This window comes from Burkholderiales bacterium (assembly GCA_015075645.1).
Lineage (GTDB): Bacteria > Pseudomonadota > Gammaproteobacteria > Burkholderiales > Casimicrobiaceae > VBCG01.
This window is the reverse complement of the sequence record JABTUF010000004.1, coordinates 391,226-405,095: the sequence shown is the minus strand read 5'-3', so window position 1 is coordinate 405,095 and position 13,870 is coordinate 391,226. Positions and strand designations below refer to the sequence as shown.

9 protein-coding genes are annotated in these 13,870 nt (G+C 72.5%); 5 read left to right on the top strand and 4 right to left on the bottom strand.

What is annotated here, in order from left to right:
• The first annotated feature begins 13 nt into the window (after positions 1–13).
• Complete coding sequence (locus HS109_12105; protein ID MBE7523116.1) at positions 14–955, top strand: tyrosine-type recombinase/integrase; 942 nt, start codon at positions 14–16, stop codon at positions 953–955.
• A 77-nt stretch (positions 956–1,032) separates the two neighbouring features.
• Here HS109_12105 and gshA read toward each other — a convergent pair whose 3' ends face one another.
• The 3 genes from gshA to glnK all read right to left on the bottom strand — a co-directional run bounded on the left by gshA (position 1,033) and on the right by glnK (position 4,371).
• Complete coding sequence (gene gshA / locus HS109_12100) at positions 1,033–2,343, bottom strand: glutamate--cysteine ligase (protein MBE7523115.1); 1,311 nt, start codon at positions 2,341–2,343, stop codon at positions 1,033–1,035.
• Positions 2,344–2,501: 158 nt separating this feature from the next.
• The gene (gene amt / locus HS109_12095; GenBank protein ID MBE7523114.1) at positions 2,502–4,022 is read right to left on the bottom strand and encodes an ammonium transporter; all 1,521 of its coding nucleotides are present in this window, start codon (positions 4,020–4,022) and stop codon (positions 2,502–2,504) included.
• A 10-nt stretch (positions 4,023–4,032) separates the two neighbouring features.
• Positions 4,033–4,371, bottom strand: a complete 339-nt coding sequence (gene glnK / locus HS109_12090) for a P-II family nitrogen regulator (GenBank protein MBE7523113.1) — start codon at positions 4,369–4,371, stop codon at positions 4,033–4,035.
• 228 nt (positions 4,372–4,599) lie between these two features.
• On the opposite strand from glnK, the gene HS109_12085 reads away from it, so the two are divergent.
• Together HS109_12085 and HS109_12080 are read left to right on the top strand one after the other, a co-directional pair.
• Positions 4,600–4,869, top strand: a complete 270-nt coding sequence (locus HS109_12085; GenBank protein ID MBE7523112.1) for an accessory factor UbiK family protein — start codon at positions 4,600–4,602, stop codon at positions 4,867–4,869.
• A gap of 309 nt (positions 4,870–5,178) precedes the next feature.
• Positions 5,179–6,717 carry a YifB family Mg chelatase-like AAA ATPase gene (locus tag HS109_12080; GenBank protein MBE7523111.1) on the top strand — a complete coding sequence of 513 codons (1,539 nt, stop codon included), beginning with the start codon at positions 5,179–5,181 and terminating at the stop codon, positions 6,715–6,717.
• Here HS109_12080 and HS109_12075 read toward each other — a convergent pair.
• Entirely contained in the window at positions 6,678–9,320 is a 2,643-nt protein-coding gene (locus tag HS109_12075) for an AMP-binding protein (protein ID MBE7523110.1), read from the bottom strand. The genes HS109_12080 and HS109_12075 overlap by 40 nt on opposite strands.
• A gap of 98 nt (positions 9,321–9,418) precedes the next feature.
• On the opposite strand from HS109_12075, the gene HS109_12070 reads away from it, so the two are divergent.
• Positions 9,419–9,841 carry a DedA family protein gene (locus tag HS109_12070; GenBank protein ID MBE7523109.1) on the top strand — a complete coding sequence of 141 codons (423 nt, stop codon included), beginning with the start codon at positions 9,419–9,421 and terminating at the stop codon, positions 9,839–9,841.
• Between the two features lie 68 nt (positions 9,842–9,909).
• Positions 9,910–13,770 carry an amino acid adenylation domain-containing protein gene (locus HS109_12065; GenBank protein MBE7523108.1) on the top strand — a complete coding sequence of 1,287 codons (3,861 nt, stop codon included), beginning with the start codon at positions 9,910–9,912 and terminating at the stop codon, positions 13,768–13,770.
• Positions 13,771–13,870 lie beyond the last annotated feature (100 nt).

Below are 13,870 nucleotides of genomic sequence, written 5' to 3'. Positions count from 1 at the left end.
GCGCCTCCGCGCGATGACCCGCGCCCGAACCGTCGCAGGCGAGCCACGGGGCGATGTCGTGACCTCCGCCGCGAACGCGCGCGTCCTCGCGCAGTTCGACGAGCACCTCGCCGCGCGGCCCGCGCGCACGCGAGACGCCTACGCGCGCGACGTCGCGGCGCTCGCCGCGCTCGCGGGCGACCGACCGCTCGCAGCGCTCACGCGCGCCGAACTCGCGCGCCATCTCGCGACGCTGCACGGCCGGGGACTCTCCGGCCGCTCGCTCGCCCGCATGCTCTCGGCGTGGCGAGCGCTCTACCGCTTCCTGCTCGACCGCGATCGCGGCCTGAAGGAGGATCCGGCCGCGGGGCTCAGGCCGCCGAAGTCCGCGCGGCATCTGCCGTCCGCACTCTCCCCCGAGGAGGCGGAGCGCCTGGTCACGCTCGCGGGCGACGATCCGCTCGCCGTGCGCGACCGCGCGCTCCTCGAACTCGCGTACTCGTCGGGGTTGCGGCTCTCGGAACTCGCGGGGCTCGACGTCGCGCGCGTGGACCTCGCGGACGGCGAGGCGCGTGTGCTGGGCAAGGGCGCGAAGGAACGCGTCGTGCCGGTCGGCCGCGCGGCGCTGGAGGCGATCCGCGCATGGCTGCCGGTGCGCGCGGCGCTGGCGCCTCCGGGCGAGGGTGCGCTCTTCGTGGGACGCGGCGGATCGCGCCTGTCGCCGCGCGCGATCGAGTCGCGGCTCGCCGCCTGGGCGGTGAAGCAGGGGCTCGATCGGCACGTGCATCCGCACATGCTGCGCCACTCGTTCGCCTCGCATCTCCTGCAGTCCTCGGGCGACCTGCGCGCGGTGCAGGAACTCCTCGGCCACGCGTCGATCGCGAGCACGCAGGTCTACACGCACCTCGATTTCCAGGCGCTGGCGAAGGTCTACGACGCCGCGCATCCGCGCGCGAAACGCAGGAAGGAAAAGTAGGAATCAAGAGGGTCAGACTCGATTGGTCTTGTTCAAGACCAATCGAGTCTGACCCTTTTGTCTGAAAGGGCCGCCGCTCAGGCCGTCACCGCGGATCGCGTGCTGTCCGCGCCGGACTTGCGTCCGACCAGTTGCTCGACCTCGACCGCGGCGGCGAGTTGCGCGAGGCGCGCGACGACACCGTACGCGTAGAAGCGGTTCGGCGGACAGCCGGCCGGCCCCTTGAGGTCGGGGATGCAGGGCGACTCGAACGCGAGCGGCACGAACTCCGCTCCGGGCGCGTTCAGGTTCTCGTCGCGGCCGCGCGAGGCATGCACGCGGTAGAAGCCGCCGACGACGTAGCGGTCGATCATGTAGACGACCGGCTCCGCCATCGCCTCGCCGATCGCCTCGAAGGTCGGCACGCCCTCCTGGATGATGACCGACGTGACCTCGAGCCCTTCCTTGACCACCGCCATCTTGTTGCGCTGCTTGCGGTTCAGGCCCTGCACGTCGGCGGCGTCGCGAACCGTCATGATGCCCATGCCGTAGGTGCCCGCGTCCGCCTTCACGATCACGAACGGCGGCTCGTCGATGCCGTACTCCGCGTACTTGGCGCGGATGCGACCGAGCAGCCAGTCCACGTTCGACGCGAGGCACTCCTCGCCCGCGCGTTCCTGGAAGTTGATCTCGCCGCACACGCCGAAGTACGGGTCGACGAGCCACGGATCGATGCCGACCAGCGCGCCGAACTCGTTCGCGACCGCGTGGTAGGCCTCGAAGTGGTGCGACTTCAACCGGTTGTACCAGCCGGCGGCGAGCGGAGGGGCGATCGGCTGCTCGATGCCTTCGAGGATCGCCGGCGGACCCGCCGACAGGTCGTTGTTGAGCAGGACCATGCATGGATCGAAATCGGGCAGCCCGACGCGGCTCCCGTGCCGCACGACCGGCTCGAGCAGGATCGACGCGCCGTCGGGGAGGTCGACGCGCGTGGGTTCGCGAATCTCCGGGTTGATCGAACCGATGCGCACGCGCAAACCGGCCTGCTTCACGATGTCCTCGAGCGCCGCGACGTTGCGCAGGTAGTGGAGATTGCGCGTGTGGTTCTCGGGCACGATGAGCACGCCGCGCGCGTCGGCGCAGACGCGCTCGACCGCCGCCTGGATCGCCTGCACGCACAGCGGCGTGAACGCCGGATTCAGGTTGTTGAACCCGCCGGGGAAGAGGTTCGTGTCGACCGGGGCGAGCTTGAAGCCGGCGTTGCGCAGGTCGACCGACGCGTAGAACGGAACCGCGTGCTCCTGCCACTTCGAGCGGAGCCACCGCTCGATCTCCGGCATGCGCTCGAGGAACTTCCGTTCGAGGGACTGGAGCGGGCCGGACAGCGCGGTCGTGAGGTGCGGCACCATGGCCGGGCCATTCTAGCGCACCCATCGCTCGGGCCGCGACCGCGCGCGCCGGAAACGCACGGGGCATCCGCGGACGGACGCCCCGTTGCAGAACCGCGCAGCGCCCGCGCGTCGCGCCCGGTGCCCCGGCGTGCGGGCGCGAGCGCCGAACGCGAGGGTCACATCCGATAGGCCGACTCGCCGTGCGAGCTGATGTCGAGACCCTCGCGCTCCTCTTCCTCGGAGACGCGCAACCCGACGACCATGTCGACGATCCTGTACGAGAGGTAGGCGACGACTCCCGACCAGATCACGGTGAGGCCCACGGCCTTCGCCTGGATCCACACCCGGCCCGCGATCGAGTAGTCCGCCGCCTTGACGATCTCGCCGGTCACCCAGTTCGACACGAAGCCGGGGCCGCCGAGCGACGGGTCGTTGAACACGCCGGTGAGCAGCGCGCCCAGGATGCCGCCCAGCGCGTGCACGCCGAACACGTCGAGCGAATCGTCGACCCGCAGCATGCGCTTGAGCCCGCTGACGCCCCAGAAGCAGACGAGGCCCGCCGCGATGCCGATGGCGAACGCGCCCGGGATGCCGACGTTGCCGGCGGCCGGGGTGATCGCGACCAGGCCCGCCACGGCGCCCGAGGCCGCGCCGAGCATCGACGGCTTGCCCTTCAGCATCCACTCGGCGAGGATCCACGACATCACCGCGCAGGCGGTGGCCAGGAACGTGTTGACGAACGCGAGCACCGCCGGGTTGCCTGCTTCCAGCGCGGAACCCGCGTTGAACCCGAACCAGCCGGTCCACAGCAGCGCCGCGCCGATCATCGTGAGCGGCAGGTTGTTCGGCGGCATCGCTTCGCGGCCGTAGCCGATGCGCTTGCCGAGCACGTACGCGCCGACGAGGCCCGCGATGCCGGCGTTGATGTGCACGACCGTACCGCCGGCGAAGTCCAGCGCGCCCCACTGCCAGATCATGCCGGCCTTCGCAGTGAGCGCGTCGACGAGCTTCGGATCCGTGTAGGCGTCCGGGCCCATCCAGAACCACACCATGTGCGCGATCGGCGTGTAGGCGAACGTGAACCAGAGGATCGAGAACAGCAGCAGCGCCGAGAACCTGATGCGCTCGGCGAACGCGCCGACGATCAGGCACACGGTGATCGCCGCGAACGTCGCCTGGAACGCCACGAACAGCAGCTCGGGGATCGGCGTGTTCTTCGAGAACGTCGCAGCCATCGCGAACGCGCCGGTCGACGGGTCGAACGTTCCCTTGAGGAACAGCCGGTCGAAGCCGCCGATGTAGGCGTTGCCCTCGGTGAACGCGAGGCTGTAGCCGTAGACGAACCACAGCACCGTGATCATCGAGAACACGACGAACACCTGCATCAGCACCGACAGGATGTTCTTCGACCGCACCATGCCGCCGTAGAACAGGGCCAGCGCCGGGATGCTCATCATGATGACGAGCAGCGTGGACGTCAGCATCCACGCGATGTCGCCCTTGTTGGGCGTCGGCGCGGGGGCGGCGGCGGCGGGGGACGCCGCAGGGGCTGCCGCCGGCGCCGCGGCCGATGCGTCGGCGGCAGCCGTGGCCGCAGGCGTCGCCGCGGCCGCGGGCGCCTTGTCCTGCGCGAGCGTCGCGGTGGCCGCGAAGGCGACCGCGCCGACGAGCGCGATCAGTACGAACAGCTTCTTCATGATGGCTCCCTTACAGCGCGTCCGCGCCGGTTTCGCCGGTGCGGATGCGCACGACCTGCTCGAGATCGAAGACGAAGATCTTTCCGTCGCCGATCTTCCCGGTGTTGGCGGCCTTCTCGATCGCTTCGATCGCGCGCTCGCAGATCGCATCGTCGAGTGCGGCCTCGATCTTGACCTTGGGCAGGAAGTCGACGACGTACTCGGCGCCGCGGTAGAGCTCGGTGTGGCCCTTCTGGCGGCCGAACCCCTTGACCTCGGTGACGGTGATGCCCTGGACGCCGATCGCCGACAGGGCCTCGCGGACCTCGTCGAGCTTGAACGGCTTGATGATGGCGGTGACGAGTTTCATCGTGTCTCCGTGGCGTTGGGAATGGGAGCGGCGGTCGGGGTTGCTTCAGCACGGCGTGTGCCATCGCGACAACGCGTTTGTGCTCAATGAGTTACCGCCAAAGCCCGCCGGGCGGTGCGCGGTGTCGCGCACCGGGCTGGTGCGCAAACGCGAGGATTGGGCCCCGGTGGTGCGCGCAATCGCTCCGGCGCTTGCTAGACTGACCGAAGACTCGATCCGGAGACGAAGATGGCGATGTTCAATACGACGACGCTCGACGAGCTCGCGAAGCGCATCGGACGCGCGATCGAGGCCTCGCCCGCGAAGGACGTCGAGAAGAACGTGAAGGCGCTCCTCGCCGGCGGGCTGACGAAGCTCGACGTCGTGCCGCGCGCGGAGTTCGACGTGCAGGCGAAGGTGCTCGCGCGCACGCGCGAGAAGCTCGAGGCGCTCGAGACGAAGGTCGCCGAGCTCGAGGCGCGGCAACGCAAGGATGCGAAGGCGTCAGACGTCAGTTGACAGTTGTCAGTTGACAGTTGGCAGTAGCGGCGGTGTCTCTGGTGGCGGCGCATTGAGCGCCGCTGCGGAACCGCTGTGTCTCGAGCACCGTGCGGTCGGAGTTTGCCGAATCGAACCCAAGCGGGTCGGGCTACCGCCTGACCAACGAAGACCGTCCAACGGCGCTGAATGCGCCGCCTCCGGAGACACCGCCACTGCCAACTGCCAACTGACAACTGATCAGCCCTCCGGCCGAAGGCGCGCCGCGGCCGGCGGCGCTACCTTGCATCGACGCGCGTCCCTGCACGCGCATCGATCGCGGAGGCCGCCATCAGCGTCGCCGTCGTTCGCAGCCGCGCGCTCGCCGGCATGGCGGCGCCGCCGGTTTCGGTCGAGGTCCACATCGCCGGCGGTCTCCCCGGCGTGAATCTCGTCGGCCTGCCGGACACCGAGGTGCGCGAGGCGCGCGACCGCGTTCGCGCCGCGCTGCAGAACGCGAACTTCGAGTTCCCGGCGCGCAAGGTCACGGTCAACCTCGCCCCGGCCGACCTCCCGAAGGAATCGGGCCGCTTCGACCTGCCGATCGCGATCGGCATCCTCGCGGCGAGCGGCCAGCTTCGCGCGGACGCGCTCGACCGCCACGAATTCGCGGGCGAACTCGCGCTCACCGGCGAGTTGCGCGCGGTGCGCGGCGCGCTCGCGATGGTGCTCTCGGCGCGACACGACGGGCGCGCGTTCGTCCTCCCGCGGGCGAGCGCGGCGGAGGCCTCGCTCGTTCCCGAGGCGACCGTGCATCCGGCGCGCACGCTGCTCGAGGTCTGCGCGCACCTGTCGGGCGATGCGCCGCTGTCGCCGATCGCGCGGTGCATGGGCTCGACGGAGGGTGTTCGGGACGCGGGACTGCCGGACCTCGCCGATGTCCGCGGCCAGCGGCAGGCGAAGCGCGCGCTCGAGATCGCGGCCGCGGGCTCGCACGCGCTGCTCCTCGTCGGTCCCCCCGGGGCGGGCAAGTCGATGCTCGCGCAGCGGCTGCCCTCGCTCCTGCCCCCGCTCGACGAGGACGAGGCGCTCGAGGTCGCCGCGATCGCCTCGCTCGCCGGCCGCTTCGATCCCGCGCGCTGGCGCGAACGACCGTGGCGCGCGCCGCACCACACGGCGAGCGCGGTGGCCATCGTCGGCGGCGGCAGTCATCCGCGGCCCGGCGAAATCTCGCTCGCGCATCGCGGCGTGCTGTTCCTCGACGAACTGCCGGAGTGGGAGCGGCGCGTCCTCGAGGTCCTGCGCGAGCCGATGGAGGCGGGGGTCGTGCAGATCGCGCGCGCGGCGCGGCAATGCGCGTTCCCCGCGCAGTTCCAGCTCGTCGCCGCGATGAACCCCTGCCCCTGCGGCTGGCTCGGCCACCCGAGCGCGCGTTGCCGCTGCACGCCCGACCGCGTCGCCGCCTACCGCTCGCGCATCTCCGGACCGCTCGTCGATCGCATCGATCTCGCCATCGAGGTGCCTGCGCTGCCGCCCTCGGAGATCGCGATTGCCGACGACGCACCGGCGGGAGAACCCTCCTCGATCGTGCGCGAGCGCGTCGCGCGCGCTCGCGCGGTGCAACTCGGCCGACAGCAGCGGAGCAACGCGTGGCTTTCCGTCGCGGACCTGCGACGCCATTGCGTTCCCGATGCGAAAGGACGGGCGCTCGCGCAACGAGCGATGGCGACGCACGCCCTCTCCGCGCGGTCGTACCACCGGATCCTCAAGGTCGCGCGCACGATCGCGGACCTCGCGCGCGCGGAGGTCATCGGCGAGGAGCACGTGGCCGAGGCGATCGGCTGCCGCCGCTACGACCGCGTGTTCGAGGCCGCGCCGGGCGCCGGTTGAGGTCGGGCGCCGTCGTTCCGGATCGCGCCAGGCGGCGCTGCGGCACGGAGCGCCTCGGCGAGCCGTTCGGCGAGCACGCGCGACCGGCCTCCTTCCATCAGGCTCAGGTGATTGCCGGCGATGTCGAATGCCCGCACGCCGCGCAGCGCGTAACGTCCCCACCCGAGCGCGGGATCGGGATTGGCCGGGGGATTCGCGGCGCGGAACACGGTGATCTCGGCATCGACCGGCGTCGCCGCGTGCCGCCATGACGCGCGCGCGAGCGCGGGTACGCTGGGCTGGAAGCGTCCGATCAGTCCGTCGAGCAACGCGTGTCCGCGGGCGGTCGTACCCGGATCGCGGCGCGGGATCGCGCCGCGCAGCAGCCTGCGCAACCACGTCCTGGCGACGAGCCGCGCACGCACGGGCATGTGGCGTCGCGGCAGCCGCCAGAACGGGATGTTCGCGTCGAGGTATCCGCTGCTCTCGCCCGGCGCCACGGTGTCGATCACGCCGGTGAACGCGACCGCATGCCCGCGCCGCGCGAGTTCGCGCGCGACCTCCACGGCGATCAGTCCGCCGGCCGAGTAGCCGACGACGAGGTAGGGACCGTCCGGCTGGTCGGCGAGCATCGCGTCGACGCAGTGGACGGCGACAGCGGCGATCGTGGTCGCCTCGAGCGCCGCGAGCGACAGGCCGTCGACGCGCTGGCCCGGGTCGAGCGCGAAGAGCAGCGGACGAAACCACAGCGGATCGCCGAGGAGCCCGGGGATGCACCACAGCGTCGGCGGACCGGCGCCTTCGGCGAGCCGCACCGGAACGACCGGCCGCGGTCGCGCGCGTTCGAACGCGCGCGCCAGCGCGCGCGCGGTGGGCGCTTCGACCAGCGTCGCCGCGGCGAGCGTCGTGCCGGTGTCGCGTGCGAGCCGCTCGAACAGATCCGCGGCGCGGATCGAGTCGCCGCCCAGCGCGAAGTAGTCGTCGTCCATGCCGGCGGCCGGCTCGCCGAGCGATTCGCGCATCCGCGCGAGGATCAGCTTCTCGAGGCTGGACGAAGACGGCGCGGCGGACACGGGAGCGTGCGTGGACTCGCGAGCGGTACGCTGCACGAGCGCCTGGCGGTCGATCTTGCCGGTCGCCGTCTCGGGCAGCGTGTCGAGGAACACGACTGCCGCGGGGAGCATGTACGGCGGCAGCCGCGACGCCAGCGCGGTTCGCAATGCCGCGGCGTCCGCGAACGCGCCGGGCGCCGCGCTGACGTACGCGACGATGCGGTCGGCCTCTTCGCCCTCCGCCCTCGACGACGCGATCGCCGCGGCACGCACCACGCCGGGCGTCGCGGCGAGCGCGGCGTCCACCTCGGCGAGGTCGACCGTGTGTCCGCGGAGCTTGATGCGGCTGCCGGCGCGGCCGACGAAGTTGAGTGATCCGTCTTCGTCGATCCAGCCGCGATCGCCGCCCACGTAACAGCGCGTTCCCGGGCGCTGTGCGTCTTCGGGAAGCATCTGGTGATCGAGGTCCGGCCGGCGGAAGTAGCCTTGGCTCACCCCGTCTCCCGACACGACGATCGCGCCGGTCTCGCCTCGCGCCGCGTCGCTGCCGTCGTCGCGGCGGATGGTGATCGTCATGCCCTCGGGCGGGGTGCCGACCGGCAGCAGCGCGCGGGCGGGCAACGGATCGCCGTGCCGGTACACGCGCTGCGCGATCACGTCCGACTCGGTCGCGCCGATCTGGACGACGAAGATCGCGTCCTCGCGCAGGTGCGCTTCGAACAAGGCGAAGTCGCTCGCGTAGACCGCCTCCGCGGCGAGGTCGATCGCGCGCAGATGCGCGAAACGCTCGCCCGGCGCCATCGCCGCGCACAGGCCGCGGAAGACCGTGGGAAACGTGTGGACCACGTTCACGCGCTCGGCTTCGAGCCACGCGCGCAAGCCCGGCATGCCGTCGCGGCGCATGTCGTAGACGCAGAGCGCCGCGCCGGAGAGGAGCGCGCCGTAGAAGTGCAGGCTCGATGCCGCGAAGCCGGTCGACCACAGGTGCGACAGGCGGTCGCGCTCGTGAATCGACAGGCGTTTCGCGTAAGCGTCCGCGGAGAACAGGATGCCGCGTTGGGTCTGCGTGACGCCTTTCGGCGTCCCGGTCGATCCGGAGGTGTAGAGCACGTAGGCGAGCGCCGCTTCGTCGACGCGGGGAAGCCGATGGGGCGGGTCCGGCGCCTCGTCGCCGTCGATCTCGATCACCGGGCACGCGCCATCCGCGAGCGCACGCGCGCGTTCCGCCGCGTCGCGTTCGGTGACGAGGACTGCGGGGGCGCAGTCGCGCAGCACGAAGCGCAGGCGGGGGTCGGGATCGACCGGGTCGAGCGGCACGTAGGCGCGCCCGCAGCGCAGCGCGGCGACCATCGCCTGCAGGCAGGGCGTCTTGCGCTGGAAGTGGAGGGCCGCGAAGCCCTCGCGGCCGCCCGAGGCACGCTCGATGCGCGAGGCGATCGCGCGCGTGGTGGCCTCCAGCGTCGCGTAGTCGAGCGAGCGCCCCTCGCCCGCCAACGCGACGTGGCGGGCGCGCCGTCGCGCGACTGCCTCGAAGCGCGCCCCGAACGCGGGTGCTCCTGTCGACGCAGACATCATTCTCCCGTCCTTCGGCCCCGCCGCATTCTAGCCCCGCGCGCCGCGGCGGCAGGTGATGCTAGGCTCGCCCGCATGCGAATGCCCGCGTCGCGTCGATGACCGGAGACGCCGCCGCGCTCGCCGGCGTCTTCGCTTCGAGCTTCCTGTCGGCGACGATCCTGCCGGGGAACTCCGAGATCGTGCTGGGCGCGCTCGTCGCGTCGGCGCCGTCGCTGCTGTGGCCCGCTGTGGGCATCGCGACGCTCGGCAACACGCTCGGCGGCATGACGTCCTACGCGATCGGGCGGCTCGTTCCCGCCGGCGGCAGCGAGAAGCTCGCACCGCGGTCGGTCGCGCTGGCCCGACGCTACGGCGTCGCGGCGCTGCTGCTGTCGTGGGTGCCGTTCATCGGCGATGCCTTGTGCGTCGCCTCGGGGTGGCTGCGCCACGACTGGCGGCTCGCTGCGCTCGCGATCGGCACCGGCAAGTTCGCGCGCTACGTCGTGCTGGCCATCGCGCTGGAGCGGCTGGCATCATGACGCATGGTGCGGACGCATGCGGGACGGAGCCCGCGGCGTCGCGCGCCGACCCGAATCTGGTCCGAGCGATGGCCGAACCGCCCGACGCCCGCCTGCCGCTCGCCCCCGCGCAGGAGGGGCTCTGGCTGCTCGACCGGCTCCACCCCGGGGGGGCGACCTACAACGAGTTCCACGCGCTGGTTCTCGCGGGGCCGCTCGATCGCGGGGCGCTCGCCCGCGCCTTCGACGCGCTCGTGGCGCGGCACCCGGCGTTGCGCACCCGCTTCGTCCTCGAGGGCGGTCGGCCGTGGCGGCGTGTCGCCGGGCATGCCGCGGCCCCGCTCGACGTCGTCGACCTGCGTACGGCGGAATCACCGGTCCGCGACGCGATGGCGCGGCGCCTGGCGCGCGAGGAATCGCGCCGGCCGTTCGACCTCGCGCGCGCGCCGCTGCTGCGCGCGCGTCTCCTCGTGCTCGACGCCGAGCGCCACTGGCTCCTCGTCACGATGCACCACATCGCGGCCGACGGCTGGTCGACCGCGGTCCTCGCGAGCGATCTCGCGATGCTCTACGCAGCGTGCCGCGGCGGCGGAACCCCTCCGCTCCCCGCGGTCGAGGATCGCTCAACGCCTCGCGACGGCGACGCTCGGGCGTCGCACGACGAATCCTCCGGCGAGGCGGCGGTCGCGTGGTGGGGGCGTGAACTCGACGGCCTGCCCTCGCTCGCGCTGCCGCTCGACCGGCCGCGGCCCGCCCTCGCCGATTCGGACGCAGCGAGCGTGCACTTCGGCATCGAGGCGCCGCTCGTCGCCCGGATCGGCGTGCTCGGGCGGCGCGAACGCGCGACGACGTTCATGATCTGGCTCGCGGCGCTCCAGGCGCTGCTCCATCGCTGGTGCGGCCAGGACGATTTCGCGATCGGCGTGCCGGTGGCCGGTCGCGACGCGCCGGGTCTCGAGCGTCGCGTCGGCCACTTCGTCAACATGCTCGCGCTGCGCGCCGACGTCTCGGGCGCCCCGGACTTCGCCGAACTCGTCCGGCGCGTTCGCGCGCGCGCGATCGCGGCATTCGACCGCCGCGGCGTGCGCTTCGAGCGCGTGGTTGCCGCGCTGGCTCCGCGGCGCACGGCGAGCACGCACCCGCTGTTCGACGTGTCGTTCGCGTTGCACCCCGGCGACGCCGCCCTCTGGCGGTTCGACGGCCTGGCCGTCACCCGCATCGAGGACCTCGATGCGCCGGGCGCGAAGTTCGATCTCGCGTTCACGTTCGTCGAGCGCGACGGCGCGATCGCCGGCCGCGTCGACTACGCGACCGCGCTCTTCGAGCGCTCGACCATCGAGGGTCTGGTGGCCGGATTCCGCGCGCTGCTCGCGTCGATCGCCGACGATCCGGCGTGCGCGATCTGCCGCCTTCCGCTGCTCGGCCGCTCCGAGCGCGCGGCCCGCATCGAACAGGGCCGCGGCAGGCGCCGCGCGCTCGCGGCGGATGCCCGGATCGAAGATGCCGTGACGCGGCAGGCGAGGGCGCATCCGCATGCCACGGCGATCGTCGACGGGGATGCATCGCTCGACTACGCGACGCTCGACGACCGCGCCTCGGCGCTGGCGCACGCCCTGCGCGAAGCGGGCGTGCGCGACGGCGACCGCGTCGGCCTGTGCCTCGACCGGGGTCGCGCGCTCGTCGTCGCCATGCTCGCCGTCCTGAAGGCGCGCGCGACCTATGTGCCGCTCGATCCCGCCGCGCCGGAATCGCGGCTGCGGTCGCTGCTCGGAAGTATCCCGACCTCGCTCATCGTCGCCGACGAGCGGGCGCTGCCGCGCGTCCCGCGCGAAGGGGCGCGGCGCGCGAGGATCGATCGCGACGGCCGGGACCTCACCATGGAGCCGCCTTCCACGGAACCCGCGCGGTTGGAGCCCGGCGACCCCGCGATCGCATGCGTGATGTCGACGTCGGGCTCGACCGGGCGTCCGAAGGGCGTGCTCGTGCCCCACCGCGCGGTGCTGAACCTCGTCGTCGAGCCCGACTACGCGCGTGTCGACCGGGGCGAGGTCGTCGCGCACCTCGCCCATCCGGCGTTCGACGCGACGACATTCGAACTGTGGGGACCTCTCGTCCACGGCGCCACGATCGTCGTCGTCGACCGCTCGACCGCGCTCGCGCCGAAGGCGCTCGCCGCGGCGATCCGCGCGCACGGCGTCTCGACGCTCTTCGTGACGACGGCGCTGTTCAATGCGATCGCGCGCGACGCTCCCGGGGCGTTCGCGTCCTGCCGCCAGGTGCTCTTCGGCGGCGAGGCGGTCGAGCCCGCGCGCGTGCGTTCGGTGCTCGAGGCCGGTGCGCCGTCGCGCCTCGTCCACGTGTACGGCCCGACCGAGACGACCACGTTCGCGACCTGGCACGAGGTGACGCTGCGCGAGGCGCGCGAAGGATCGATACCGATCGGACGGGCGGTCGCGGGCGCCGAGGTCTACGTGCTGGGACAAGACGGCGAGCCCGTGCCGCCGGGGTTCGAGGGCGAGATCGTGATCGGCGGAAACGGCGTGGCGACCGGCTACCTCGGCGCCGCTCCGGACGACGACGCGCGCTTCGTCGCGCATCCTTTCGACGGCGCGGGCGCGCGCGCGTACCGGAGCGGCGATCGCGCGCGCTGGCGCGCCGACGGCGCGATCGTATTCGCCGGGCGCAGCGACCGGCAGGTGAAGATCCGCGGGCAGCGCGTCGAACTCCCGGAGGTGGAGGCCGCGCTGACCTCGCTCACGGGCGTCGCCGCCGCGACGGTGGCCCTGCGCGGCGCGACCAGCGACACGCGCCGCATCGTCGCGTGGCTCGTGCCGGACGATCCGGCGCGTCCCCCGCCGGAGGGCGTGAACCGCGAGCTGCGCCGGATCCTGCCGGAGGCGATGATCCCCGCGGCGATCGTCTGGGTGCCGTCGTTGCCGCTCACCGCCACAGGCAAGATCGACACGCGCGCGTTGCCCGAGCCCACCGACGTGGTGCGCCCGGGCGGAGGCGCGAGCGTGCCGCCGCGCGACATGTTCGAGACGCTGATCGCGGCACTGTGGGAGCGCCTCCTCGGCAGGCGCGGCATCGGCGTGTACGACCGCTTCTTCGATCTGGGCGGGCACTCGCTCCTCGCGGCCGCGATGGTCGACGCGCTGGAGCGCGAGACCGGCTATGCGCTGCCTCTCTCCGCGCTCTTCGAGGACGACACCATCGACGCGATCGCGCGCCGCGTGCGCGAGAACGCGCCGAAGGCCGCGACGCCTTTCGTCGTCGTGAACGAGGATGCCCGGGGGCCGCCGCTCGTGTTCCTGCACGGCGACTTCGAGGCCGGCGGCTTCTACAGCGCGGCGCTCGCGCGCGCGCTCGGATCCGACCAGAGGACGATCATCGTCCACCCGCACGGCCTCGACGGCGGCGCGGTGCCCGCGACCATCGAGGCGATGGCCTCCGAACGCCTCGAAGCCCTGCGCAGCGTCCATCCGGGCGGCCCCGTCGTCCTCGCCGGGCACTGCAACGGCGCGCTCGTGGCCTTCGAGATGGCGCGGCAGCTCGTCGCGGCAGGCGAGCGCGTGCCCGCGGTGCTGTTGATCGAATCGCGCGCGCCCGGAGCGAAGGAGGGCGACGGCGGAGCGCCGGAGAGCTACGTGCGCTTCGACGAGGCGGGTCGGCCGCGGCTGTTGCGGCCGGAGGACCGGCGCTCCGAACTCGAGATCGCCTACAACCTCGCGATCGACCGCTACGCCGGTGGCCGTTACGACGGGCGCGTCGTCGTGATCCAGGCGCAGGAGTGGCGCCATCCGTCGCCGGATGCCGGCTGGGCGCGTTTCGCCGGCGATTGCGTCGGGCTCGTCGTTCCCGGCGGGCACGTGACCCTCGTCACGCGTCACCTTCCCGAACTCGCGCGCGCGATCGGCGCGGCGATCGGCGCGGCGCGAGCATCGGCCTAGCATCGGCTCGCGTATGATCCGGCCCCACGCGGACCGGAGCATCCGTCCGGTTCCCGCCGCCAGTCCCGACCCTTCGCCGGAGCATCGAGCGCCATGATCG

What these genes read in the sequence shown, in the direction of transcription:
- gshA (MBE7523115.1), bottom strand. Translation starts at nt 2,343, where the DNA reads ATGGTGCCGCACCTCACGACCGCGCTGTCCGGCCCGCTCCAGTCCCTC.
- amt (MBE7523114.1), bottom strand. Translation starts at nt 4,022, where the DNA reads ATGAAGAAGCTGTTCGTACTGATCGCGCTCGTCGGCGCGGTCGCCTTC.
- HS109_12065 (MBE7523108.1), top strand. Translation starts at nt 9,910, where the DNA reads ATGGCCGAACCGCCCGACGCCCGCCTGCCGCTCGCCCCCGCGCAGGAG.
- HS109_12070 (MBE7523109.1), top strand. Translation starts at nt 9,419, where the DNA reads ATGACCGGAGACGCCGCCGCGCTCGCCGGCGTCTTCGCTTCGAGCTTC.
- HS109_12075 (MBE7523110.1), bottom strand. Translation starts at nt 9,320, where the DNA reads ATGTCTGCGTCGACAGGAGCACCCGCGTTCGGGGCGCGCTTCGAGGCA.
- HS109_12085 (MBE7523112.1), top strand. Translation starts at nt 4,600, where the DNA reads ATGGCGATGTTCAATACGACGACGCTCGACGAGCTCGCGAAGCGCATC.
- glnK (MBE7523113.1), bottom strand. Translation starts at nt 4,371, where the DNA reads ATGAAACTCGTCACCGCCATCATCAAGCCGTTCAAGCTCGACGAGGTC.
- HS109_12105 (MBE7523116.1), top strand. Translation starts at nt 14, where the DNA reads ATGACCCGCGCCCGAACCGTCGCAGGCGAGCCACGGGGCGATGTCGTG.